This window comes from Luteibacter sp. E-22, from assembly GCF_049913125.1.
Taxonomy (GTDB): Bacteria; Pseudomonadota; Gammaproteobacteria; order Xanthomonadales; family Rhodanobacteraceae; genus Luteibacter.
The window spans coordinates 113459-139434 of record NZ_CP183975.1; the positions used below are offsets into that span (position 1 = coordinate 113459).

Annotated in this window: 17 protein-coding genes; 7 read left to right on the top strand and 10 right to left on the bottom strand. The window is 65.6% G+C overall.

All coding sequences use genetic code 11. The features are described from left to right. Window positions 1-156: 156 nt before the first annotated feature. Window positions 157-1344 carry an OprO/OprP family phosphate-selective porin gene (locus tag ACN9M2_RS00490; RefSeq protein ID WP_426286244.1) on the top strand — a complete coding sequence of 396 codons (1188 nt, stop codon included), beginning with the start codon at window positions 157-159 and terminating at the stop codon, window positions 1342-1344. An 8-nt stretch (window positions 1345-1352) separates the two neighbouring features. Here ACN9M2_RS00490 and ACN9M2_RS00495 read toward each other — a convergent pair whose 3' ends face one another. The 5 genes from ACN9M2_RS00495 to bglX all read right to left on the bottom strand — a co-directional run bounded on the left by ACN9M2_RS00495 (window position 1353) and on the right by bglX (window position 9830). Continuing rightward, window positions 1353-2933, bottom strand: coding sequence for an alpha/beta fold hydrolase (locus ACN9M2_RS00495; protein ID WP_426286245.1), 1581 nt, complete (start codon window positions 2931-2933; stop codon window positions 1353-1355). Between the two features lie 200 nt (window positions 2934-3133). Continuing rightward, a complete protein-coding gene (locus tag ACN9M2_RS00500; RefSeq protein WP_426286246.1) occupies window positions 3134-4786 on the bottom strand; it encodes an alpha/beta fold hydrolase in 1653 nt (550 codons plus the stop codon). 170 nt (window positions 4787-4956) lie between these two features. Beyond that, a complete protein-coding gene (locus tag ACN9M2_RS00505) occupies window positions 4957-5733 on the bottom strand; it encodes a 3-hydroxybutyrate dehydrogenase (RefSeq protein WP_426286247.1) in 777 nt (258 codons plus the stop codon). Between the two features lie 104 nt (window positions 5734-5837). Continuing rightward, window positions 5838-7535: an alpha/beta hydrolase gene (locus tag ACN9M2_RS00510; protein WP_426286248.1), complete on the bottom strand. Its 1698-nt coding sequence runs from the start codon at window positions 7533-7535 to the stop codon at window positions 5838-5840. Window positions 7536-7652: 117 nt separating this feature from the next. Then, complete coding sequence (gene bglX, locus ACN9M2_RS00515) at window positions 7653-9830, bottom strand: beta-glucosidase BglX (RefSeq protein WP_426286249.1); 2178 nt, start codon at window positions 9828-9830, stop codon at window positions 7653-7655. Window positions 9831-10155: 325 nt separating this feature from the next. Here bglX and ACN9M2_RS00520 point away from each other — a divergent pair, with 325 nt between their 5' ends. The 6 genes from ACN9M2_RS00520 (at window position 10156) to lanKC (ending at window position 19091) form a co-directional block, all read left to right on the top strand. Continuing rightward, entirely contained in the window at window positions 10156-10920 is a 765-nt protein-coding gene (locus ACN9M2_RS00520; RefSeq protein ID WP_426286250.1) for an ABC transporter ATP-binding protein, read from the top strand. Further along, window positions 10917-13277 carry an FtsX-like permease family protein gene (locus ACN9M2_RS00525; protein WP_426286251.1) on the top strand — a complete coding sequence of 787 codons (2361 nt, stop codon included), beginning with the start codon at window positions 10917-10919 and terminating at the stop codon, window positions 13275-13277. Before ACN9M2_RS00520 ends, ACN9M2_RS00525 begins: the two co-directional genes overlap by 4 nt. Before the next feature lie 11 nt (window positions 13278-13288). Then, window positions 13289-14662 (top strand): sigma-54-dependent transcriptional regulator, encoded by a 1374-nt coding sequence (locus ACN9M2_RS00530; protein WP_426286252.1) that lies wholly within the window; start codon window positions 13289-13291, stop codon window positions 14660-14662. Window positions 14663-14699: 37 nt separating this feature from the next. Beyond that, on the top strand, window positions 14700-16028 hold the full coding sequence (locus ACN9M2_RS00535; protein ID WP_426286253.1) for a sensor histidine kinase: 1329 nt from the start codon (window positions 14700-14702) through the stop codon (window positions 16026-16028). 210 nt (window positions 16029-16238) lie between these two features. Continuing rightward, complete coding sequence (locus tag ACN9M2_RS00540) at window positions 16239-16367, top strand: hypothetical protein (protein WP_426286254.1); 129 nt, start codon at window positions 16239-16241, stop codon at window positions 16365-16367. 39 nt (window positions 16368-16406) lie between these two features. After that, window positions 16407-19091 (top strand): class III lanthionine synthetase LanKC, encoded by a 2685-nt coding sequence (gene lanKC, locus ACN9M2_RS00545; RefSeq protein ID WP_426286255.1) that lies wholly within the window; start codon window positions 16407-16409, stop codon window positions 19089-19091. A gap of 38 nt (window positions 19092-19129) precedes the next feature. Here the strand turns inward: lanKC and ACN9M2_RS00550 are convergent, their stop codons facing one another. The 5 genes from ACN9M2_RS00550 to ACN9M2_RS00570 form a co-directional block, all read right to left on the bottom strand. Continuing rightward, entirely contained in the window at window positions 19130-21424 is a 2295-nt protein-coding gene (locus tag ACN9M2_RS00550) for a TonB-dependent receptor (protein ID WP_426286256.1), read from the bottom strand. Between the two features lie 47 nt (window positions 21425-21471). Then, window positions 21472-21801: a DUF2946 family protein gene (locus tag ACN9M2_RS00555; RefSeq protein ID WP_426286257.1), complete on the bottom strand. Its 330-nt coding sequence runs from the start codon at window positions 21799-21801 to the stop codon at window positions 21472-21474. A 140-nt stretch (window positions 21802-21941) separates the two neighbouring features. Then, window positions 21942-23537 carry an MFS transporter gene (locus tag ACN9M2_RS00560; protein WP_426286258.1) on the bottom strand — a complete coding sequence of 532 codons (1596 nt, stop codon included), beginning with the start codon at window positions 23535-23537 and terminating at the stop codon, window positions 21942-21944. Continuing rightward, window positions 23534-24970, bottom strand: a complete 1437-nt coding sequence (locus ACN9M2_RS00565; RefSeq protein ID WP_426286259.1) for an efflux transporter outer membrane subunit — start codon at window positions 24968-24970, stop codon at window positions 23534-23536. The genes ACN9M2_RS00560 and ACN9M2_RS00565 overlap by 4 nt, the downstream gene beginning before the upstream one ends. Next, window positions 24967-25959 (bottom strand): HlyD family secretion protein, encoded by a 993-nt coding sequence (locus tag ACN9M2_RS00570; protein WP_426286260.1) that lies wholly within the window; start codon window positions 25957-25959, stop codon window positions 24967-24969. The genes ACN9M2_RS00565 and ACN9M2_RS00570 overlap by 4 nt, the downstream gene beginning before the upstream one ends. Window positions 25960-25976: the final 17 nt, after the last annotated feature.

The window sequence follows — 25976 nt, forward strand, 5'->3', positions numbered from 1 at the left end:
GCCACGTTCATCCACGAATGTGAAGACGCGATTTTCAAGCCCTGACGTGCCCTGCCGATGATGTATCAGGGCGTTGAGTCGTTTCTCATGCCCGCTGTATAGTCAGGTTCATATCGCAAGCCGGCGCCGTCGGCCTGCCTTGGAAGGGGTACCCGCTTGAAGAAGTTCATCCTCGGCGCCGCGGCGCTGATCGCCCCCGTGCTCGCGGAGGCGGCCGATGCCGCACGCAACGATTACGACTGGCGCACCAACTGGCCGACCCATTACGTGTTCGCCGATGGCACCGACGTGGGCCTGTCGGTGAAGTACCAGTACGACCTGGACCGCTTCTCGCACGACCAGGGCATCTACGAGGACGCGCAGACCAACCGCCGCAAGGAATTCGGCTTCTTCGTCCGCAAGAAGGGCGTGTACGACGCCACGGCGGTATTCGATTTCCAGGCGAAGACCTGGCTGGACGTGTTCTTCCGCTTGCAGAGCAAGGCCGTGCTGGGAAGCGACGCCGGTGCGGTGCGCATCGGTTTCATGAAGACACCTGTCGGCTTCGAGGGCAACACCAGCACGGGCAGCACGTCCTTCCTGGAAACCTCGCTTCCGATGCAGGCCATCTATGCGAATCGCCGCCTGGGCATCGACTGGGCGCTTACGCGCAAGGCCTATCTCGTACAACTGGGCTACTACAACGGTGGCAACCTCCAGGGTGACCTGGACGGCCACATGGTGGCCGGCCGCGCAGCGTGGACGCCACTGAACACGCCGGGCAACGTCCTGCATATCGGTGGATCGTTGTCCCGCGAAACGCCCTATGGAACGACCGACGGTCGTGGCCGCTATACGCCGCAGAGCGTGCGCCTGCGAGCGTTGCCGGAGGCAGGACTCATCACCCAACGCCTGATCGACTCCGGTGCGCTGAGCGTGGCCGAGCACGTGGACCGCCGCGGAGTCGAGGCGTTGTGGATCGGTGGGCCATGGTCGGTGCAGGGCGAATACCTCGATGCCAGGGTAAAGCTGGAGAACAAGCCGGCCTATAAGGCGCATGGCTGGTACGCCTTCGGCAGTTGGGTGGCTACGGGCGAGTCGCGCTCGTATAGCGCGGGCAATGTTTCCGACGTGGTGCCGAAGGGCCGTTGGGGCGCGCTGGAATTCGTGCTCCGTTACAGCACGCTCGACCTGGACGATGGTCCCACGCTGGGTGGCACCGAACACGACTGGACCTTCGGCGCGAACTGGTACCTCACGAAGTACCTCAAGTTTCAGGGTAACTATGTCCGGGCCATCAGCGATCGACGCGATGTACGCGTCGATCCCCGGATAGTCGAGTTACGCGCACAGGTGATGTTCTGACCCATGCGTCAGGGGGCGGGCGAAGCGTCGGGCAACCTGCAATTGGTCAGCTTGTTGGCGGGGAGCACGCCGTCCGCGAGGAACCGGCCGGCCACGACCGACACGCAGGGATGGTCTGTGCGAGTAACCACGCCATGCGCCCGCAGGCCACGTGCCACGACCATGGTGGCGCTTGGATGTGCGTTGAGCATCATCGCCGCGTTGCGCAACGGTGCTTCTTCGTCGAATTCCGCATGCAGCATGAGGAACCGTGGCACGTCGTGGAGCGTGGGTGCCGAGATGATCTTTTCGAAGGCGCCCGGCCATTCGCTACAGACCATGCCTTGGAAGGTCTCGTTGCCGACCCCGGCTGGCCATGCTTCTTTCAGTTCAAGTGTGCGGTCGCGCCAGTATCGGCGACGCGTTCCCCACGAGCCGTCGTTGCAGCGTGCGGCGAAGGCGCTGGCCACGACCGCGGGTGGGATGCCGTCGACCCGGGGCCCGAAACCGTAAGGGTCGCCACTCCCTTCGGCATCGAGCCGATCGAGGAGGCGTTCCGCCGCGGCACGGATGGCGCCGTCGTCCTTGGCATCGACCGCCAATCGCGTCGTTGCGAGGGAGCCGCGTAGCGCGTCGGTTGAAAGCGTGGGATCACGCTCCAACAGGCGTCCCATCGCGAGCACGGCCGACAGTTCGTGGGCGCCATCCACGTTGCGCATCCAAACGGCATGTGCCGAAGCTGGAAGCATGCCGAGACGTCGATGGATGTCGTTGGCATCGGTGCCCCAGCCGTAACGATCGGGGGTGTCGACCAGGGCCGAGACCGCCCGGCGGATCGTCCGCCCGCGTTCGGCGATGCGTGCTTCCATCGCTTCGTAGATGGAACCGTCCGCATCCCATGTGCTGTCGAGCAGCAGGCGGCCGACGTTCCGCGGGTAGCGTTCCGCGTAGTACGTCGCCACCCATCCGCCGTAGCCGGTGCCGAGGATGTGCAACCTGGATTGGCCGAGGGCATTGCGCAGCATGTCGATGTCCTCCACGCGCGGTTGCATGCCGATATGCGAATGCATCGGGTCGTTCTGGCATGCCGTGCCTACGGCCCGGGCGAGATTTTCGGCGACAGCGAAGTTGGCGTTGGTCGTGTCGGCACCCAATGAAGCGTGGCGGGGCAGCCGTGAGGTCGCCGACAGGCAGTCGTTCCCGCTTGCGTCGTCCATGAGGCGCGGTGCGAGGCCAACCAGGTCGAGGCGACGCGCTACGTTGCGCCAGTTCTCATCGCCTTCCAGCCATCTCGAGGCCATCGCCGTCACGGATTGGTCCAAGGGACCCGCGAATTCATCCTGCTCCAGGAGCAGGGTGCCGTCGTGGCGCGCGCCCCGTTCAGCAGCGGCTCTCACTCGCACCACATCCAGGTCCAGCGTGCCGGCAGCGGGGTTGGCATAGTCACGCGGCACGGCAAGACGTGCGCATTCCATGCGGGCCGCGACGTTGGCGGCCGGCGCAGGCACGCTGTCGCAGGGTGTCCAGGTGAGCGGGACAACGGATTCCGCCGGGGCAGGGAGGGAGGTGGCGAGGGCCGCGGCGAGCAGGCCAAGAGGGGCGGATTTCATCGACGTTCCTATAGGACGGGGCAGCCGACAAAGTTATTGGTTGGTGCCGAGGATCGGTAGCGGACTACCTCCGGTATCGGGTCGGTGAAGGACGGGGAATCGAACTAGTGTTATGCCCTCGTCACCGTCAGTGGAAGCCGTCTTGCTGACGGATCTTTCCTGTTGCGCGCGGAAGGGGAGATGATCCGCGCGCAATGCTGTCAGATGAACTTGCTCAGGCGTTCGAGATGCGTCTCGATGGCACGCAACCGGTCGTCGGCCGATCGTGGGACTCGCGCGGCCTCTGCCTCGCATGACACACGTTTCGTATCCGGTACCTGTCCTGTCAGAAGGTAGGTGCCGGCCGCGGCCACGACGCACCGCGGTGCTGCGAGACTCATCAACACGCCGTGACCATGCAGTCCTTTTGCCAGCACCATGCGCGCGTTGTCGTAGCTTTCCAATACATGGCTTGCATCGGCAAGAGAGGTCGCAGGATCGAATTCGGCCTGGATCATCAGGAAGGCCGGGATGGTACCCAGCACGGCCATGTCGGGACGCATGTTGCCGCGAGCGAGCCAGTTGGCGCAGGTGAGTCCGCTATGTGCTTCGCTGGAACTGCCGCCGGGAAAGCGGGACGCGGTATGTAGCGACAGGGCACGCCAGAACGACGAGCCGGAGGTCCACGGGGTGTCGTTACACGTGACAGCACGGTAGACAGAGAGCCCATCGGTGCCCAGGAAGGCTTCGGCGGGGCTCGGACCATCGTAGAAGTAAGTCGTCAGAAGTTCGTTTGCTGCGTCACGGATCTCGGCGTTCATACCGTTATCGGCATGAAAGCGATATGCGGCGACGCGAGCAGCCAACGCGGGTTCGTCCAGCGTCTGGTCATCGCGGAGCCAATCGGCCATGGTCAGCGCCGCGGCAAGTTGGGCGGGACTGCCGATCGAAGTCACCCACTTGGCATGTGCACGCATCGGCATGGCGCGAACACGGTCGAGCAGCGCATCTTCATCGATCCCAAGCCCGTATCGTTCCGGCGCGGCGAGCGCGGGACGGGCCGCGTCGACGAGGAATAGATTGTGCAAACCCACGACTTGCGTGTACACCGCGTCCTGGAAATCCCGCGTGACATCCATGCTCGAGTCGAAGAGCATGCGTCCCACGTGTTCAGGGTACATCGCGCCATACCATGCGCCGGCCCACGTGCCGTAGGACGTGCCGTAGAAGTTGAGCGGTGCGTCACCGAACAGCCGGCGCGCGTATTCCATGTCATGGACATGCTGCTCCGTATCCACCACCCGGAAGAACGGGTCCTTATTGCAATCGGCCGCGAACGATAGGGCATCCCGTTCCGCCGAACGCCAGTTGTCCTCGCCCTGATCCGCTGCGAGGTCGTTGAACGGAATGCCCTCGCGGCCGGCAAGGCAATCGTAGATACGGCCGCCGGCAAGGCCCCGGGGCACGACGGCAACGAGGTCGTAACGATCCGCCACGGTGCGCAGGAGGCCGAAGACGGCATCGCTTGTATCGAGCGCGTTCCACCCGTCCGCCAGGGAAGGAAGGAACTTGCGAGGGTTGCCACCGGGGCCGCCGAAGTTGAAGAAGATCGTACCCTCGCGTCGTGCGGGATCTCCGGCGAGGACACGGATCAGCCCTACCTCGACCTCGCCGGCGTCGGGATGGCGGTGGTCGAACGGTACCTGCATGGTGCCGCACTGCAGGCGATCGACGAGGGCTGGAGCGTCCCAGCCGGTTTCATCGAACGTGCAGGGCCGCCACGGAATGGCATTGGCATCGGTCGTCGCGGCGAACGTGGAGGCCGGATACGCGAACAGACTGAGGAGGGCGCAGAGGAGGCGGTGTCGGTGCATGATGAAGCTCCTTTCGGGAAATGTCCTTTCACCTTAGGAGCAGCATCGTGCGCTATCTGTCGGATTATGCCGGATGCGACTCCGGCCCTTTCCCCGCACTTCTTCAGTGCAAAGGATAGACAACGCCGAAAGCGCCTACCGCCTGGACAGGGGCGCCCGCGATTGTTCCATCATTGCATATGCCAGCCATGCGTCACGACCAGCGACTGTCCGGTCAAGGCCTTCGACCCGAAACCCGCGAGGAACAGCGCGGCGTCGGCGATATCCTCAAGCGTGGTGAATTCACCGTCGACGGTGTCGCGCAGCATCACGTCGCGGACGACCTCCTCCTCGGAGATGCCCAGTTCGCGCGCCTGCTCCGGAATCTGCTTTTCGACCAGCGGCGTGCGCACGAATCCCGGGCAGAGCACGTTGGATCGTATGCCATCGGCGGCGCCCTCCTTGGCGATCACGCGGGCAAGGCCGAGCAAGCCGTGTTTTGCCGCGACGTACGGTGCCTTGAATTTCGACGCGACGTGTGAATGCGCCGATCCCATCAGGATCACCGATCCGCCCCGGCCGGAAGCCACCATCTGGCGCATGGCGGCACGGCTGGTGAGGAACGCACCGTCCATGTGAATGGCCAGCATGCGCTTCCAGTCGGCGAGAGTAAGGTCGACCAGTGGCGAGATGATCTGCACGCCGGCGTTGCTTACCAGGATATCGACCGGCCCGAGCTCACGTTCCACGCGGGCGAAGCCGTCGTCGACCTGTGCTTCGTCGGTTACGTCCATGGCGATAGCGATGGCGCGTCCTCCCATATCGGCGGCCACCTGCTTCGCCTTGTCGTGAGCGATGTCGGCAACGGCGACCGATGCCCCAGCCGATGCGTAGGCTGCGGCGATCGCACGGCCTATGCCGCTGGCTGCGCCCGTGACGAGGGCGACCTTGCCGGTCAGGTCGTTCATGTGTGCATTCCCGTGACTGAGATTGCCCGGATTATGCGCGTCGCGGATAGGTGGGCGCATCGTACCAAGGTACGTGGTGGCCCGATGACATGGCGCCGTTCCCGTCAAATGTGCCGGTAGAGGCGCCGCAGCTCGTCGCGAACATCGCTTTCCGTCGGAGCATCGCTCACCTCGCGGATTTCTCGCCGCACGGGCGGTGCGACGAAATCGCAACTCGACAGGTGCGAGGCCGGCCGTTCGCCGGTGAGGAGGAAACGACCGATGGTACGTTCGACGCATGGCGTCGCCGATTGGCCGAACAGACCGTGCATTTCCGAGCCACGCGCCAGGACGATGTACGCATCGGGCGATGCATCGAATGCCTTCATGGCACCCGTGAACGGCGTCACCGGATCGAATTCGGATTGAACCATCAGCAACGGCGGTGCCTTTGCCAGTTCCGTCAGCATGGGACTCCATCGGGGCGCCGAGGGCCAGTGCGCGCAGATCAGGCCCATGATGACCGATCCGCCTCCGGCGGCCGGATAGTTCGCTCCTATCCGGTTGGCCAGTGCGCGCCATGTCTTGAGATCGTTCCGCCATGGCGTGTCGCCGCAAACGACGGCGACGTATACGGAATAGTCGACCAGGCCGTCCAGCGTCGGATCGATCACCAGGTCCAGCCGGGAGGCCAGTCCCGCTGCCGCATCCTTGATCGCGTCGTTCGCGCCGGTATCCGGACTGAAGACGTGATTCCGTAAGCGCGCCATAAGACGATCGCTGGATATCTCCATATCGGCCCTTATCCAGTCCGCGAGGGTCAGCGCCGCAGCCAGTTGGTGGGGCGTGTTTATCGTCAGGGGCCACGCCCAGAGCGCCCGATATGGCATGTCGCGAAAGCGGGACATCGCCACCCGGGGATCGCTTCCGATGCCATACACACCGGGTCGGGCGAGGGCTGGCCGCAAGGCATTTCGTGCGAACAGCGCCTGGCGTTCCGCGGGAAAATCAGCGACCTGCTGCTCGAACGTCCCGGCGTAATTCATGACGGAATCCAGCACGATGCGTCCGCTGTGCTGCGGGTACATCGACGCGTAGAAGGCACCGACCCAGGAGCCATAAGAAGTACCGACGAAGTGCATCACCGGCTCGTTCAGGGCACGCCTGGCATGTTCCATGTCGACGACATGTTGCAGCGTGCCCACATGCCGATGCAGGGGATGCTCGCCGCAAGTACCCGCATACGCCCTGGCGGCTCGTACGAAACCGACCCAGTTCCAGTCGGCCAGGGAGACCGCCGGGTCATACCCCGCGAGGAATTCCGGGTAAGGTCCACAGGTAAAGCGGGTTCCACCACGCAATCCTCGTGGAATCACCGCGACGAGATCGAAGCGGTCGGCCAGGCGCCGCTTGTCGCCATCCAATGGATGGTCGACGGAGCGCGAAGCCCATAGGTGGGCAGTGGGTGGAAGGAAATCCAGCGGGTTGGCACCAGGGCCGCCGAAATTGAAGAAAATGGCAGCTTCCCGTTGCTCGGGTCGTCCCGCCTTGAGCCGTACGAGGCCGACGGTGAACCGGCCACTTCCGGTGACATCCTCGTCGGGTGTAGCCAGCATGCTGCCGCATTCCAGCCTATTTCCCAAGGCGGCGATCCAGTGCTCACTTACCAGGTCCGGTGTACAGGACTGCCAGACGACAGGCGCCACGCCGGGCTGCACGGGAGGCGCCTGGGCGACGCCGAGCGCGGGCGCGAGCACCGCGCACAGGGTTGCGCACGCGCGGCATGTGGCCGCGCGGCGCGAGATCCGATGTCGTTCCTTCATCGTACGCTCCTTCATGGGAAGCGTACGCTATGACAAGGCAGGTGGCCGCGGGCAGCGGGCGACGAGGACAGCTATGTAGTCTTCCTGCCTCTCGGGCGCGGGACTGTGCCTATGTCTTCAGCGGCCCAGTAGCAGGAACGTCGCAGGTATGCCCGCCGCCGAGGAACCCGCGACCCATACCTGGAAGTCGCCCGGCTCCGCTTCGAACGTGGTGCCGTCGCGATGGGTAAACGCAAGATCCTTGCGAGTCAATTCGAAAGACACTTCCTCCGATGCGCCGGGGACGAGCGCGATCTTGCGGAAGGCTTTCAGTTCGCGCACAGGGCGGACACGGCTGGCCACGCGATCGTGGATATACAGCTGCACCACCTCTTCACCGGCGACCTTTCCAGTGTTGGTCACGATGGCCGATACGACGATGGTTTCATCCCAGTCCACCGTCGACTTCACCTGGGGAACGCCGTACTCGAAGCTCGTGTAGCTGAGCCCATGTCCGAAGGGGTACAACGCGTCGAACGTGATTTCGCGATAGCGCGACTTGAAAGCCGGTGGCTGGTCGGCCAACTCCGGACGCCCGGTGCGAAGGTGGTTGTAGAAATAGGGCTGCTGTCCGGCATCCTGAGGGAAGCTCACGGGCAGGCGCCCCGATGGGTTGTAGTCGCCGAAGACCACATCGGCGATCGCGGGGCCAGTCTGGCTGCCGAGGAACCAGGTGACAAGGATCGCGTCGGCCTCGCGCACGGCACCCGTGAGTGCCAGCGCCCGGCCGTTCTTCAGGAGCACCACGACCGGTGTGCCCGTCGCCGCCACGGCTTCGGCCAGCGCCTGTTGTGCAGGAGGGACCACGATCTGCGTGCGCGACTGCGCTTCGCCGGAATAATTCTGCGGCTCACCGATGGCAAGCAGCACCACGTCCGCCTGTTTCGCGGCGGCCACGGCGGCCTCGATGCCACCCTCGATGGGGTCTTCGATGCCGCAGCCGACGACGACGTCGAGCAAGCTCCCGTCCCCCAGGGCGGCGCGCAGTCCGGTCTCGATGTTGACGTGGCGCCGCTTGTCGCCGAACAACGTCCAGCACCCTTCGAGGTTGTCGACGTCGGTCGCGAACGGGCCGATCAGCGCGATTTTCTGTCCGGTCTTGCGTAGTGGCAGCACGCCGTCGTTCTTGAGCAAGACGATGGAACGACGCGATGCATCGCGCGCGAGCGCCGCATGAGCGGCATTCAGTGAGGTATCCGCCTCGGCGGCGGGATCGAGCGAACGGTACGGGTTGTCGAGCAGGCCGATGGCATGCTTCACCGAGAGCACACGGCGCACGCCTTCGTCGAGCGCCTCCATCGGCACGTCGCCCTTCTCGACGAGATCGGCCAGATGCGCCGCATAGAAGCCGCTCTGCATGCTCATGTCCACGCCGGCAAGGAACGCCAGGCGCGCCGCATCGCGTTCGTCGTCGGCGAAGCCGTGGGCGATCAATTCCATATCGGCGGTGTAGTCGGAGACGACGAGGCCTTCGAAACCCCATTCGCCGCGCAGGATATCCGTCATCAGTTCGCGATTGGCCGATGCCGGTACGCCGTTGATGTCGTTGAACGCGCTCATGAAGGTGAGCGCACCTGCTTCCATGGCCGCCTTGAAGGGCGGCAGGTGCACATCGCGGAGCGTCTGTGGCGCGATGTCGACGGCGTTGTATTCCATGCCGCCGGCGACGGCGCCATAGGCGGCGAAATGCTTGGGCGTGGCGAGGAGGGCATCGTCAGCCGTCAGGTCCGGGCCCTGGAAGCCACGCACACGCGCCGCGGCGAACGCGGAGCCCAGCACCACGTCTTCACCGGCACCTTCGGCCACGCGGCCCCATCGCTGGTCGCGCGCGATGTCCACCGCCGGCGCGAACGTCCAGTGGACGCCCGCCGCGGTGGCTTCCACGGCGGTGGCACGCGCCGTGCGCTCGGCGAGGCCCGGTTCGAAACTGGCCGCTTCACCGAGTGGGATCGGGAAGACGGTGCGCATGCCGTGGATCACATCCGCTCCAAACAGCAGCGGAATCCCGAGGCGGCTCTCTTCCACGGCGACACGTTGCGCCTCGCGGCCTTCCGCGGCGCCCACCCCGTTGAACAACGCGCCGACCCTTCCGGCACGGACCTGTTCGAGCACCTCCGCGGCGCCACGGGCGTTGGTCTCCGGGTTGATATCGGGTGCGAAGGGGCGCACGGCATCGGCGAACACACCCAGCTGGCCGACCTTCTCTTCCAGGGTCATGCGGGCGATCAGGTCTTCGATGCGGGGGTTACGGTTCATGGGCACGGCCTTGGGGGACGGAGCGACGGCGAACGGAGGCACGTCAGGCGGGCAAGGATACTGGCATCGGGCGACGAAGTGGGCACGTAAATGATGTTACATGTAAACGATTACGCCGTTGGGGCACAAAGACTTTACATATGTGAAGGCCCCCGGTGGGCCGGTCGTGGCGGCAACCTGGGTGCTTCCTCCGGGACGTGGGTGTGCGTTATCGCTACGTCTTTCCGGCAGCGTTGGCGTTCTCTTGACACAGGAAGGTCTAGTGCCCGGGACAACGTCGTGGACTGCAGTTAGGCTGGGTGAACCGCCGCACCGGAGTTTCGCGATGCAAGCGCACACGCGGCCAGCGATCATCGAGATGCATGGCATCGGCAAGGTATTCCAGGCTGGATCGGTGGAATGCCAGGTGCTGACCGATATCCACCTGACTGTACGACAGGGTGAATTCGTCTCGATCGCCGGGCCGTCGGGATGTGGAAAGACAACCCTGTTGTCGCTGATGGGCCTCCTTGACGTCCCCAGTCATGGCGAGCTGCGTTTCCACGGCGAATCGGCCCACGCCATGGGACGTGCGGAGAGGGCTCGCCTGCGCAACCGGCATATCGGTTTCGTCTTCCAGGCGTTCAACCTGATCGACGACCTGAACGTGGCGGACAACGTCGCACTGCCCCTGAGCTTCCGGAAGGACATGCTGGCACGCGATCGTGCGCGGCGGGTCGTCGACGCATTGGGCAGCGTAGGCATGGCGCATCGCATGCGTCACTACCCGGCCCAGCTATCGGGAGGCCAGCAGCAACGGGTGGCGGTGGCACGGGCGTTGGCGGGCGACCCGTCGATCCTGCTTGCGGACGAACCGACCGGCAACCTCGACCTGCACAATGGCGAAATCGTGATGGGCTTGCTGAACAGCCTGCATATGGACGGCCGGACCATATGCATGGTCACGCATGACGACCGTTTCAACGCGATGGCCGATCGCACCGTTCGCCTCCTCGATGGCAGGGTCGTCGACGAGAGCACGTTCCGGCAGTTGCAGAGCGAAGCGGATTCGGGTCTGGGCGAACGGCGGCACAGTGCATCGTTCCCATGAACCGGATCGTGGACATCGTACGTTTCTGGCGAGCCTCGCCGCGCCAGCCGGGTTCCCTTTTGCTGGCGTCGATGACACTTGCCATCGGGGCGGCCGCCCTGGCTGGCGCGTTTACGCTGATGGAAGCCGTATTGCTCCGTCCGCCACCCTGGCCCAATCATGCCAGGGTCGCCGTTTACGGCGGGCGGACGGCCGACGATCCCATGCGCGCGGCCTCACCGAGTCTTTACGACATGGTGGGAAGCCCGGCGCCAGTGCTTTCACGTGGCGCCGCCCGCATGCCCGAGGCGATGAACGTCGTTTATGGACGTCATCGGGGCCTGCTTCGGACGCAACGCGTCGATGCGGGGTTCCTGCCGACGCTCGGTGTCGTCCCCGCAGTCGGCGAACGTGTGCCGTCCCGTTCGGGAGGTGCGGAGGTGATGGTGTCGAATTCCCTGTGGCACCGTTGGTTCAGGGCCGACCCGGCGGCGGTCGGGCGGGTACTGCTGGTCGATGGCCAACCGATGCGTATAAGCGGTGTCCTGCCGGCGGACTATCGGTTCTTCACCGATGTCGACCTGATCCTGCCCCTGGTGATCCCCGCGGATGCCATCGACCGCACGGAGAACATGACGGCGGTGGCCCTCCTCGCGCCTGGAAGCATCGCGGCGTTTTCCGACAGCGTCATGGACACGGTCGGACGTAACGCTGCCAGATTGCACCTGGAGCCGGCGGACAGACAGTGGTACGGCGCGACATCCCTGGATGCGCTGACGGCTCCGGGAGCCAGGACGACCGTCTGGCTATGCGTGGGAAGCGCACTGCTCGTGCTCATCGTGGCTGCCATGAATGTCTCCAACCTCATGCTGTCCCGCGCACTGGACCGCAGGCAGGAAGCCTCCTTGCTGTTCGCACTGGGAGCCACGGGATGGCGCCCCTGGATTCCGGCGCTGTCGGCGGCGGTGATCACCGCATTGCTCGCGGTAGCGATAGGCATGCCTGTGGGGGCACTCCTGGTGATGTCGGTGCGTCCTCTCGTGCCGGATAGCTGGCTGGCCTCGGCCGGACCGTTGGCACCGGGAAGCGACGTGCTGGTGGCGGTTCTTGTCAGCGTCCTGCTCGCCGCCCTGCTGGCGACATGCAGTGCGGTGGCTCATCAGCATTTCGCCGCGCCCGGCTATCCGACCCCGGCTTTCGCGCCGCGCCGGATGTATTCGGCGATGGCCCTGGCGCAGACCGCACTGGCAACCTTGCTGCTATGCGCCTCGACCGCGGCGGCATTGCGCTGGTGGCGCCTCGACCAGCTTCCACTGGGTTTCGATCACGCCAATGCCCTGGTGATGGAAGTCCGCGTACCGCCGGCATGGTATCCGGGGCGGGACGCCACCGAACGGCTCGCCGAAGGCCTGCGCGCCAGGACCTTGCGATTGCCCGGCGTCGAAACCATGGGATGGTCCACCCAGCTTCCCGTCGGCGACGGCTTCGTGATGCCCTTCCTTCGTCCTGGGGGCAGCGTGGTGCGGCTGCAGTACGTGGTGGTGACGCCGGGCGCGCTCGAGGCGCTCGGACTGGAAAAGACCCGTGGCCGATGGCTGGAGCAGGGCGACCGAGACGGTTCGGAGCGCGTCGTGATGGTGAACCAGGCCTACCTTGAGCAGGTCGATGGACAGGGTGTGGACGGGATGGTGCGCCCGGCATTGGGTCGGCCTGCCGGGCGGATCGTCGGCGTCGTCGCCGATACGCCACTCGCGGGCGTTTCGGCAGAGGTCGAACCGGCTGTATTCGTTCCGCTCGCGCAAATCGATCCCGTGTCGTTTGCCATCGTTCGCCAGTGGACATCGATGCACGCCGTGCTGCGAGGCCCTGGCGTGGGCCCTGCGACCGCGGACGCCTTCGTGCGTATCGTCGAGGACATGGCGCCGTCCCTCGCACCCGACAATGCGCGAGCGCTCGACCAGGTGGCGCAGACGGCATACGCGGAACCGCGCCGCGATGCCGTGCTCCTCTCCAGCTTCGCCGGTTTCGCCCTGGCGCTCGCCTGCATAGGCCACTACTCGGTGCAGGCTGTCGAGGTGATATCGCGCCGCCGCATGTTCGCCTTGCGCGGCGCTTTGGGTGCCACACCCGCGAACCTCATGGCACAGGTGTTGCGGCGGGCCTTGATATGGGCGCTACCCGGCGTTGCCGCGGGATTGCTCGCCGCGCTCGCCGCATATCGATGGTTGTTCACGACCGACTCCGTCCTGGGCATGAGCGATCCATGGGTATTCGCCACCGTGGTGCCGATGATGACCATGGCCACGATCTTCGCCGTACTGTTGCCCGCATGGCGGGCGGCCGCGGTGGAACCCTGGCGTGTGCTGCGCAGTGACTGAAAGGGACAACTATGAACCGAGATCAAGCAGCCCAGGTGCCGGTGCTCGTCGTCGACGACCATCCGGACATTCGCCTGGCGATGCGTATGTTGTTGCGTTCCGAAGGCATTCCGTCCGTAGAGGTCGATTCCCCGGCCGCGGCGCTGGATGCCGTGTCGCGACGCGAATTCGCTTGTGCGATCGTCGACCTGAACTATTCGGCCGATACCACGTCCGGACGCGAGGGCATCGAACTCGTGCTGCGTATCCGCGAGGAGGTACCGGAACTGCCTTTGGTGGTCATGACGGCCTGGGGAAGCATCGACGTGGCGGTACAGGCCATGCGCCTTGGCGCCGCGGACTTCATCGAAAAACCGTGGAACAACGCGAGGTTGATCCACACCTTGCGCAGCCAGATCGCCTTGCGCGAGATCCGCGAAGAGAACCGGCGGCTGCGCACGGAAACCGCCCTCGCCCGACAATCCCGGGACATGCTGCGTGTCTGTGAATCGTCCGCCATGCGGCGCGTGGTCGAACTGATCGAGCGGATCGCCGTCGGTGACGCCAACGTGCTCATCCTGGGGGAAAACGGCACGGGGAAATCATTGTTTGCCCGTGAAATCCACGCGCTGTCGAAACGAGCGGAACAACCGGCGATCCGCGTCGACATGGGTAGTCTTCCGGATGCGCGTTTCGCCGACGAGATGTTCGGCGAAGACAAGCCGATGCCACGGTCCGGCCGCTTCGAGCTGGCTCATGGCGGAAGCCTGATCATGGAGGAAATCACCAACATCCATCCCCTGCAACAGGCAAAGCTTCTGCGCGTGATCGAGGAGGGCGAACTGGAGCGTGGCGGTACCATGCGTACGCGGCGAGTCGACGTGCGTATCATCTCCACGACCAATGCCGATCTCGAATCTGCCATCCGCAACGATCGCTTCCGCCGGGACCTGCTTTATCGGCTCAACGCCATGCAGGTGCGTCTGCCCGCCTTGCGCGAACGCCATGAAGATATCGTGCCGCTCGCACGTCACTTCATGTTGCGCGACTGCCAGCGCCGCGGCCGCGGCGCCATGACATTTTCACCTTCCGCCGAACGCGTATTGCGGAGCTACGACTGGCCAGGCAACGTGCGTGAACTCGAGCACGCGGTCGAACGCGCCGCCCTTCTCGCCAATCACGACATCATCGATGCGGAGGGTCTCGCGCTCCGCCGTCCGAGCGACACGCCGCTGGCGCTCGATGGTCTCACCTTGCCCGAGGCCGAGGAGCTCCTGGTCCGGAACGCGCTCGAGCGCAACGAGCATAACCTGCAACGTGCGGCCGACGCGCTTGGTATCTCGCGTCAAGCGCTCTATCGCCGACTCGGCAAGCAGCGGACGAAGGGTGCGGAGTTGGCCGGATGAACCGCACCCACCATCTTGTCCTCAGGTACTAGCGAGGATGACCTACACCTGGCATCCCGACAAGATGCGTCGCGGGGTCATGACATGGGCGGGCGTCGTCCTTCTGCCGCTGGCGGCGTCGGGTGGCGTCCTTGCGGTTTGCGATGGATTGCCGCTGACGGCCCGCGCGTTTACCTTCCTCGCCGGACTGGTGATCACGCTCGTACTGGGCTGGCTTGCCGGGCATCGTGCGTTGGGAACGTTGGCTGCGATATCCGATCTCCTCGGCGCGCTACGCGAGGGCGATTTCGGTATGCGTGGACGGGTACGTCCAGGATACGATCCCCTGCAAGACCTGGTCGCCGATGTGAACCTACTCTCCGACGAGCTTCGTGAAGGCCGGCGGAAACGAACCGAGACCTCGCGATTCCTCGGCAAGACGCTCGTCGCATTGGGCGACCCGGTCTTCGTCATCGACGACGAAGACACTTTGCGGCTCATCAATCCTTCCGCCCGCAAGCTGATCGGCGCCGAGAGAAGTGCGGTCATAGGCCAGGACGTGACGTCGCTCGGGCTCGTCGAAGTCCTGGCCGCACCCGACAACGCCGTTTTCAACTGGGGCTTTCCCGGAGGACGGGGACGTTGGTCGATACGACGCGCCGCATGGCACAGCGATGGGCGAGAGCACAGGCTGTTCATGCTGCGCGATCTCAGCGTCGCGCTGGGCGAAGAGGAAAGGCGGGCCTGGCAGCGCCTGATCCGTGTGTTGAGTCACGAGTTGAACAACTCGCTCACGCCGATCGGTTCGCTTGCGGGCAGCCTCTCGACCCTGCTCGCGGCACGCGGTGTCGACGAGACGCGCGAGGAGTTGCAAGTCGGACTGGAAGTCATCGAGCGGCGTGCCGCCTCGCTGGCACGGTTCCTTTCCGGCTACGGCAAGCTGGCGCGACTGCCGCCGCTGCAACCCCGCGCGTTCCGTCTCGACCGTGTGCTTGCCAGGCTGGCCATGCTCGATCGGCGCTTGCCCGTCGCAATCGATGGCACGGAGGCGGTGAACCTATGCGGCGATGAAGACCAGTTGACGCAGGCGTTCATCAATCTGCTGCGCAATGCCGTCGAGGCGGCACTTCCCGTGTCTGGCACCGTCCGGGTGGACTGGCGCTTGGAGGGCCGGTACGTCCGGGTCGTCATAGAGGACCGAGGTATCGGGCTACCTTCCAGCGACGCGCTGTTCGTCCCCTACTTCACCACCAAGCCCGAGGGATCTGGTATCGGGCTCAGCCTCACCCGGATGATCGTCGAAGCGCATGGCGGCACGGTGGAACTTTCACCCATGGTCGATGCATCGGGGGCCGTCGCCACGGTTCGCCTTCCCCTTGGAGGCTGAGGATTGCCATGTCCGTAAACGGACACCGTCGTCCATTTCCGGACAGGGTGGCGCCCGCTTTCGATAGGCCGCCCCAGAAACATGCGTCGCGCGGATCGGAACCGCCATGCATGGGCATTTCCGCCGTTGCCAGTCCTTGCCGCGCTATCTAGATTCGCCCTGCCTCCGCGCATCGCGGGGGGCGAACTCATCACCCACAGGAGGGAAGGCATGGAGCGGATACTGGATCTTCAGCGATTGATGGTGGAGATGGACTCGGTGGATGTGACGGATACCAACTACAGCAGTTGCAGTCATCGGGCCTGCTCGATCGCCAATTCGGACGGATTCGAGGACTGACCGGTTCACGACGACAACCCTCACAGGAAGCACCGAAGCATGGAGCGACGTACGGAACTGCTGCATTACACAGCGATCGATCGCGAATTCTTCGAGCCCTATGGACGGCATGTCATCGATCCGGCCGACTTCGTCGAGCCGGTTCGCAAGATCGTGCCCGACGAGTGGCAGATGCGGCGCGCCGGCATCTGGATGCATTGCGCACCGCCGGGTCTCGCGTTGCCGGCGCAAGGCTGGAAGATCCACGTCTCGTCCGTCGCCTCGACGGCACGCATCGTCCTTTCGATCGCGGCGGCGACGCTGGCCGCCGCCGGTACCGCATTCAAGTTCGCCGCCGATGCCCGAATACTATCCGCGGTGAATGGAAAACGCTGGCCGCGCGGTGGATCGGGCAAGTTCATCACCGTCTATCCGCGTGACGTCGCCGACTTTCGAGGCATCATCGACGATCTCCATGTCGCGCTTTCGGGATATGCCGGGCCCTATATCCTGAGCGACCGGCGGTATCGCGACTCGCGTGTCCTCTACTACCGCTATGGCGGAATCGCCGGAGAGTACCGCCTCGCGGCGGACAGTCGCCCTGAATGGTTGCTACGCCGGCCGGACGGCCAGATGGAACCGGACGAGCGCAAGCCGCACTTCCACCTCCCGGACTGGTTGCGCGATCCATTCCCGCGCGAAGAGGCGGGCGGGTCGACGAGCCCCCCGCTCCTGGGTGGAGGCCGTTACCGTATCAAGCGCTCCTTGTCGTTCTCTGCCGCCGGCGGCATCTATCTTGCCGACGATCTCGACGAAGGCCGTGCCGTGATCGTGAAGGAAGCGCGTCCCTACATCGGAGGTGGCGATACCGCGACGGCGATGTTGCGCAAGGAATACCGGTTATTGCGTCGGCTCGCATCCCTGCGCATCGCACCGGCACCCGTCGCCTACTTCCAGGATTGGGAGCACAGCTACCTGGTCGAAGAATACGTCGAGGGCGACACGCTGCGCAGCTGGCTGGCACGCCGGTATCCCTGGCTGAAGACGCGAGCGACCCGCGCCGACGTCGCCGGTTTTCTCGACGAGGTGGTGGGGGTATTCACCAGCATCGCCCGGAACCTCGAACGCCTGCACGCGGCTGGCATCTCGATGGGCGACCTGTCGTTCCACAACTGTATCGTCAGCGCCGATGGAGGCACCCGCCTGATCGACCTCGAATCGGCGGTCGAGGAAGGTCTCGATCATCCGATGGACGTACACACGCCAGGATTCGCATCGTCGCTGTCCAGGCGCGAGACGCCCATCGACGCCCGTGCGGAAGATGTCTATGCCTTCGGTGCGAACCTCGCCGCGGCGATCATGCCCATGAATGCCATGCTTCCGCTGGACCGGAGTGCCGCGCTTCGCTTCGCGAGACGCATGTCGACGGACATGGGTTATCCGGAGGCGCTCGTCCAGGTCCTCGAGCAATTGCTTGCCACGGACACCCGCCGGAGGCCTCCACCGGTCGCGGCCATGGCATCCCTGCGTGCATCCCTCGCCGACCTGCCACGGGACACCGCGCCGGTGCCGTACCTCGCGTCGTCCACGGAAGCAGCCACGGACGCCGCCGATGCGCTCTTCGACTATGTCGATGAACGAGCCCGTGGCGCACGCGCGGATCGTTACGTGCCCGCCGGCCCCGAGGTGTTCGAGACGCATCCCTGGGGCGTGGCCCATGGCGCGGCGGGCGTGCTTCACGCCTATCTACGCGGCGGCAGGACACCACCCCCGGGGCTGCTTGCTTACGTGCTGGAGGGTTGCCAGCGGCCGGACCACCGGGGCGACAGCCTCATGTATGGCGACGCCGGCATCGCCTGGGTGTTGTTCGATGCGCACGCGCACGCCGAAGCGGCGTCGCTGCTGCGGGGACGGCCCGCGGGTGAAAGCATCCGTGAGCGCCACGGCCTGTACGATGGAATGGCCGGATGGGGTCTTGCACGTATCAAGGCATGGCACGAGACGGCCGATGCCGGTTTTCTCGCCGATGCGTGTGTCGCTGGCGACATGCTCTTGCGTGACTCGCGTATCGACAATGGCATGCTGCACTGGCCACGCGGGTCGGCACAACCCGTGGGTCTTGCGCACGGTGCCTCCGGCATCGCGCTGTTCCTGCTCCACCTGTACGTCGCTACCGGCGACGAACGCTTCCTTCGCGGTGCGCGCGACGGACTCGCCTTCGACCTCGCCCAACGTGGCATCAACCCCGATGGTGCCGCGAGCTGGCCGAAGGACGTGGGCGGAGCGACCCTGTTTCCCTACCTGCGTAACGGCACGGCCGGCATTCTCGCTGTCGTCGCCCGTTTTTTCGCCTGCACGGGCGACCTCCGCTACCGCGAGATCGTGCTCGATGCGGAAGGCGACCTGCTCAGGAGGTATGCCGTGTCGCCGGGTGCCTATGACGGCCTGGCCGGTATCGGCGAAGCGCTGCTGGATCTCGCGGTTCTGCTTCCCGAGCGTGCGTCGATCTACAGGGAGGCGGCGCATGGCATCGCGCGAGGCATCGAGCCGTTCCTGGTGCGCCGTCCCGGCGGCCTCGCCGTACCCGGCGCGGAACTGCTACGCCTCAGTTGCGACCTGGCGACGGGGAACGCTGGCGTGGGGGCGTTCTTCGACCGTCTCTGGCGTGGCGGTCCGGCGTCCTTCATGCTCGACGAGCACATGCCTGCAGCCACGTGGGAGCGCGCGGTGCAGGCGGCGGCCTGACCGATGCGCGGCGGCGCCCTAACGCCGCCGCGCATCGGTCAGAGGTGGAAGGTCGCTTCCATCAGCCAGGTTCGTGACGGGTAGGGGTAGTACACGTAGTAACGTCGATCGGTGAGATTGTCGACGCCGATGCCGAGCGAGACATGAGGACTTACCTTCCAGTCCACCTTCGCATCGAAGACGAGGAAGTCGCTGGCCCCGCCGAACGTGTCCGGGTTCACGTCGCTGTGGTCGAGCGTGTTGTACTGGCGTCCCGAATAGCGTCCGGCCAGGACCAGCGACAGCCGTTCCGTGGCACGCCAGGTGGCGACCACGTTCGCCCTCCAGCGCGGTATGCGGTAGAACTGCTTGCCTTCCGAGGCGGGGTTGCGCGCGTTCCGCACGGTCGTCGCCTGTGTATACGCCGCGTTGGCGATCAGGTCGAACCCCTGCCAGAAAACATCGCGACCGTCATAGCTGGCTTCCGCGCCGCGCGTGCGTACCCGATCCACGTTCTGCACGTTGGTGACGTTGGGAAACACGGTGGTGTCGGTCTGGCTGAACAAGGTGTCCCGGGTGTCGCTGCGATAGAGGGTGAAACGGGTGAGGCTGTTCGCCCGGTACCACTCGACCGACAGCTCGCGCGACAAGTCATTCTCCGGCTTCAGCCCGGGATCGTTGTTGATCAGCGAAATGCCGTTGAAGGTGCCCTGGAACAATTCGTTGACCGTGGGAAAGCGGTAGGCGCGTGCGCCGGAGAGCCGTACCACCATCGAGTCGGTCGCACTCCAGGCCAGCGATGCCTTCGGTGAGGTATGCGATTCGTCACGCGACGGATAGCCGATCGATGCGGCACCTGTCGCGCGTGAACCGCCGAAGGCCCGCCATTGCTCGTACCGTGCGCCGACCGTCAGGCGCCAGCGTTCATCGAGTTGCCATGCATCCTGCAGATATACCGCCTGGGTCTGCGTGCTGCCGCCATTGGCGGCGGTAAGCGCCTCTGCGCCGCCCGAGCGCCATCGGGTGAGCGCGTAGCTGGCGTTGTCGAGCCGGTAGCCGTCGAAGTGGTAGCCGAAGCTCACGGTATGCGTGTTCGGCGAAAGCGAATCCGGCGTGTGGCTCGCGCGCAGGTCCAACGTGCGCCAGCGGCTGCCGTCACCGGAGGTCAGCAGGCCCGCGCCATCGTCGGTCACGCCGGAAGCCACGCGGTCGCGGTTGCGGCCCATGTCGAACAGCGAGGCATCGGCCTCGATGTTCCATCCGCTTTTCCGATGTGTTCCCAATGAAATGCCGTAGAGCGTATTTCGGCTTTGCCGCGTGCCGGGCGCGAAGAAATTTCCGGGGATCGTGTACTGGCGGCCGTCGATCGTGACGGAGCCCGACCAGACGGGGTTGCCGTTGCCGTCGCGCAGGAACGTTTCCGTGCGATGCGACAGGTCCTGCTTCCAGTAGCCGGCGGTGAACGCGCCGGTAAGGCCGGGCGTGAAATCGTAGGTCAGCCGGATGTGCGCTTCGTCCTGGCTGGTGGCTTCCTGCCCTTCGCTGTTGATGCCCAGCACTTCGCGCGGCAAGCCATTGGCACCGGTGTCGGCGACGGCACCCGTGACAGGGTTTGATGTGCCACTCCGGGTGGAGCGTGCCTGCGTCGCATAGACCAGCGGCTGCCCATTCGATTGCAGATGCGATACGCCGATGAGGAAGGCGAAGCGTCCGGAACGATCGCCGATCGTCACGCTCTGCCGGCTGCCGCCGTAGTCGCGGTCCACGCCATAGCTGTCGACATGCTGGGTGAACGCTTGCACATGGCCGGTGACCTCCAGTTTTTCGGGCATGCGTGTGGTCATGAGCACGGTCGCGCCGATGGCGTTTCCCGGATACAGCGCTGAATACGCACCGTAGAGCACCTCGACGCGCGCGAGGTTTTCCGGGAATGCCATGGACCAGCGGGGTGGGTTCGCCCAGTTGTTGCCCAGCAGGTTGGAAAGCAGCAGGCCGTCCAGGTAGACCAGGCCGCGCGCACTCTGCTGATTGCTGGTGCCACGTACCGAAAAGGTGGCGTTCTCATCGCCGATGAAGCGTTTGCGGATGCCGAAGGATGGGAGGTATTTCAAGGCGTCTTCGCTATTGACGATGTTGAGCAGGTCGAGTTGCGCGGCGCTGACGGTCTCCATGGCCGAAGGCATGTCGGGATCGATATCGCTGGCATGGCTCGCGGCGGAGACACGTACTTCGCGCAGCGTCGTGGCACGTTGCGGGTCGTCGTCGCCGGTGGCGTGCGCGGCAAGAGAAGAAGCGCCAATGGCGCAGGCAATGGCACGCGCGAGCGCGCGTCCATGGTGGGAAGACAGGGGCATGGGAGCAGGGTCCGTGGTCGTTGGCGTAACGTCGGGATCGGGAGCGATCAGGCGTGCGCGGTGGACGGTGGACCTCGAGGCGATACGTGAATGGTGAGCGGTGCCGGCCCGTGGTGAACCGCAGGTGGCATGACCTGGGCGGGAGCGGACAATGCGTGCACATGGCCGATGAAGAACGATCCGGCGAGCGCGGGTTGCTGGGCGAACAGCGTGCAGTAGCCGCAGGCCGCATCGGTATCGCGTGTTTCGTGCCCGTTGCCATGGTGCTCACCGGGGGCGCTTTCGCACCACGCCCCCAGATCGGGAAAGACGAAGGCTTGCGCCGTCCGCGATGCCGTCGGCGCAAGCGCGGTGAGCCAGACGGCGACGAGCGCCATCCATGCCAACCAACCGCTTCTTGTCCGAGCTCGACGCACCGGAGCGCCCCTGTATTGCAACCCTGGACCTGGGTCCAGGGATCTTCTCACGAGATCGCGTGAAGGCGATGCGACACGGTGTCGCTGGTCCTCACGTCGGCTCAGGGTGATGGCAGGGGCGGTACCGCGGGTGGCGTGGCGAGCACCGGCGGTTCGCGAAGGAACCATACCAGCGCCACCCCGAGCACGCCCACGCAGGAAGCGAGGAGGAAGCCGTCGAGGATGGATAGCGTGTAGGCCTGCGCACGGACCGCGGTGGCGAGCAGGCCGGCGCCCCGTGCCTCCGCCTCGCCGGCCCCCTGGCTCGCCGCCCCCACCACGCGCGCGTACGCCGCGATGCGCTCGGTGGTGACGGGGTCGCCGGCGATGACGTGCTGGCCGATGAGGTTCGAGTGCCATTGTTCGGCCTTGCGGGTGAACATGATCAGCACGGAGGTGCCGAGTTCGCCGCCGAACAACCGGGCCGTCTGGATGATCGCGCCGAAGGTGATGCCATCGGCCGGACCGACATGGTGGCCGAAGAAATAGATCACCGCGGTGAGTTCCAGTGTTTCGCCCACCGCCTGCAGGAGCAGCGCCACGCTGAAGTTTCCCTCCGCCCATTGCGACGTGATGCCGGTGGCGAGCAGGAATCCCGCGGTGGCGATGGCGAAGCCGGTGCCGATGGCGAAGCGTGCATCGATGCGATTGAGTAGCCAGGCCACCGTGGGCGCGATGATCAACTGCGGCAAGGCGACCCAGAGCAGCGCGTTGCCCACCTCCAGCGGGCGCAGGCCACGTACCTGGATAAGGTAGTTGGCTACCAGCGTGTTGCTCGAAGTCACCAGGAAGCGGGTGGCGAGCACCAGCACGATAAGGATGAACACGTTGCGGCGGACCAGGAGGCCGAAGTCCACGCTCGGCGTGTCCAGCGTCGACTCGTGGAGCAGGAACAGGCCCAGCATGACCACGCCGAGTGCGAGCAGCGTGACCACCAGCGAGGACGAGAACCAGTCCAGGCGGTCGCCCTGGTCGAGTCCGATGAAGATGAGGGTAAAGCCGGAAGCGCCGATGAGCATGCCGCGGAAATCACCGCCGCGCAGGTACTCGCGATCGATCGGAAGGCGGCGCAGGCCGAACCAGTACAGCGCGAACAAGGGAAAGGCCACCACGGTGTTCTGCCAGAAGATCCAATCCCAGGTCACGTGCTCGACATACCAGCCTTCCAGCGACGAGGCGACGTTGAGACCCAGGATGATGTTCATCGCATAGGCCGCCAGGCCCCAGGGCCAGAGGTTGCGTGGCAGGCTGAGCAGGATGAACGATGCCGTCAGCGGGATGAAGGTTCCCGAGCCGAGGCCGGCGAAGATCTGCAGCACGATCAAGGTGCGCAGGTCGGGTGAATAGGGGATCAGGAATTCGGCCACGCCATAGACGACGCAACCTACCAGCAGCACGCGCCGTGGCGTGAACGCGCGGCCGAGGAAGATCGCCAGCGGTCCGATCATCATCTGCGACGCCGAGAACGCCGTGGGAATCCATGCACCCTCGTCGAATCCCGCACCGATCGCACCGCGAAGATCGGCCAGGCCAATGGATGTGAGGCGCGAGGTGAGCGTCGTCGCCACCGCGCCGACGAGCACGGCCACGATGCCCAGCCAGGGCAGGTTCGCGGGAGGCGCGGGAGCCGCGGTGGCGGTACCGGCGACCGTGTTCACGGCGAGCCCGCCGCGGTCGCCACGGGCTGCCTCGGCACGCTATCGCCTTCCTGCCAACCACCGCCCAACGCCTTGATAAGCGACACGGCGGCGAGCAGGCGCTGCCGGTCGTTCTGGATCGTGGCGCGCTGGCTGGCCAGCGCCTGGCGCTCGGAATCCACCACCTCGAAGTAGCCGGCAAGGCCGCGGTCGTAGCGCGAACGAGACACCTTCGCCGTGGCGGTGGCGGCCTCCACCGTGGCATCGAGCGCGGCGCCACGTTCGCGCAACCAGCGCGTATCGCCGAGCGCATCCTGTACTTCGCGGAAGGCGATGATGCCGCTTTGCCGCCAGGTCGCGAGCGCGCCGCGATAGGCTGCTTCCGCGGCTTGCAGGCGTGAGCGGTTGCGACCGCCTTCGAAGATCGGCAGGTGCACGCCCGGTCCGATCGACCACGCGCGGCTGTCGGCGGCGGTGAGGTCGCCCAGGCCATTGCTGGCGACGCCGCCCGAGGCGGTGAGTTTCACTTGCGGAAAGAAGGCGGCTCGCGCCACGCCGATCCGTGCGCTCGCGGCCGCCAGCGACCGCTCGTTGCCGGCAACGTCGGGCCGCCGTTCGAGCAACGAGGAAGGCAATCCGGCGGGTACCTCGGGAACGTTCGGCGTCCACGATCGTTGTTCGACCGAAAAATCCGGCGCGTTGCGTGCCTCAAGCACGGCCAGCGCGTGTTCCAGGTTGTCCCGCTGGCGGTGTGCATCGGCGAGATCCGCACGGGTCTGGGTCAGGTCGGCGCGAGCGCGGAGCACGTCGAGGTCACCGACGACACCGGCGTGTGCACGACGTTCCGCAAGACGCAAGGCATCCTCGCGCAGGCTCACCGTGCGTGCGAGCACATCGATATCGCGATCGGTGCTGCGCAGGGACAGATAGGTCGACGCCGTGGTGGCCGCGAGGCTCAGGCGCAGCGCCGCCAACGCATCGGCACTGCTTTCCACGTCGGCGCCGGCAGCCTCCACGCTGCGCCGCACACGGCCCCAGAGGTCCACTTCGTAGGCGACATCGACCGGCACGCGCCAGAGCGTGGTTTCCAGTTCGGGCAGCCGGTTGGATACATTCGCCGAGGTGCGCCCGCGTGCGAAGGCGGGATCGAGGGCGACGTCGGGAAATTCGTCGGCGCGCGCGACGCCGAGCAGGGCGCGGCTCTGGTCGTAGCGGGCCAGGGCCACGGCCAGGTCCTGGTTTGCGGCGAGGGCCGCCTCGACGTGCCGGCCGAGTTCCTCGTCGCCGAAGAGGTTCCACCACGCGTCCGGCACTACGGCGACTGGCGCGGAGGACGCGGGCGCGTCGCGCCAGCCAGCGGGTGCGGATACATCCGGACGCCGGTAGTCGGGGCCGACCACGCAACCGCCCAGGCCGAGGACGATGACGGCCAGCACGAGCGGCCGCGCCGTCATGGCGCCTTTTCTCCCTCGCCACGGATCTTCACGATGGTCGACAGTCCCGGTGCCAGCCGCTCGCGGTAGCGGCCGAGGTCTTCGGCGGAGAAGAGGATCTTCACCGGCACGCGCTGGACCACCTTGGTGAAGTTGCCGGTGGCGTTGTCGGGCGGGAGCAGGGCGAACTGCGATCCGGAGGCCGGCGAGAGGCTGTCCAGGTGGCCGATGAACGTCACCCCGGGAATCGCATCGACGGTCATGCGTGCCTCGGTACCGCGGTGCATCCCATGCAGTTGGGTCTCCTTGTAGTTGGCAATGACCCACACCTCGTCGGAGACGATGGAAAGCAGGGTCTGCCCCGCGGTGACCCGGGCGCCGACCTCGACGGTTCGACGTCCCACGTAGCCACTCACCGGGGCGATGACCCGGGTGTATCCGTAGGCCAGCAAGGCGTCGTGCAGCGAGGCTTCCCCGGTGGCGACCTGCGCCCTGGCCGATTCGCGGGCGGCGAGCGCGGCCACCTTGCGCGCGCCGGCGCTGGCGCGGTTGGCCACGGCCGAGTCGGCGGCGGCCTTTGCCGCGTCGTATTCCTGTTGCGATACACCACGCGGCGTCTCGTTCACCAGTTCGGCGGCACGCCGCAGATCCAGGGCGGTCTTCCGCGCGCTCGCCTCGGCGGCGACGATGGACGCGTCGGCTTCCGCGATCTGCGCCTCCGCGCTGGCCAGCTGACCCTTCGCCCGGTCGATCTCCGCCCTCGCCTGTTCCACGCGTACGTCGAAGTCGCGCGTATCCAGCTCCAACAATACGTCCCCGGCCTTCACGTGCTGGTTGTCGTTCACTCGCAGCACCTGCACGGTGCCGGTGACGCGCGGAGCCACGGGATGGATACGTCCCGTCACATAGGCGTCCGTGGTCCTTTCGGTGCGGTCCAGCCAGAAGAACAGGAGCACCGCCAGCGTGCCGAGCACCAGCAGTCCCCCGATGATGCGCAGTGCGTGTTTCATGCGGGCCCCTTCCACCC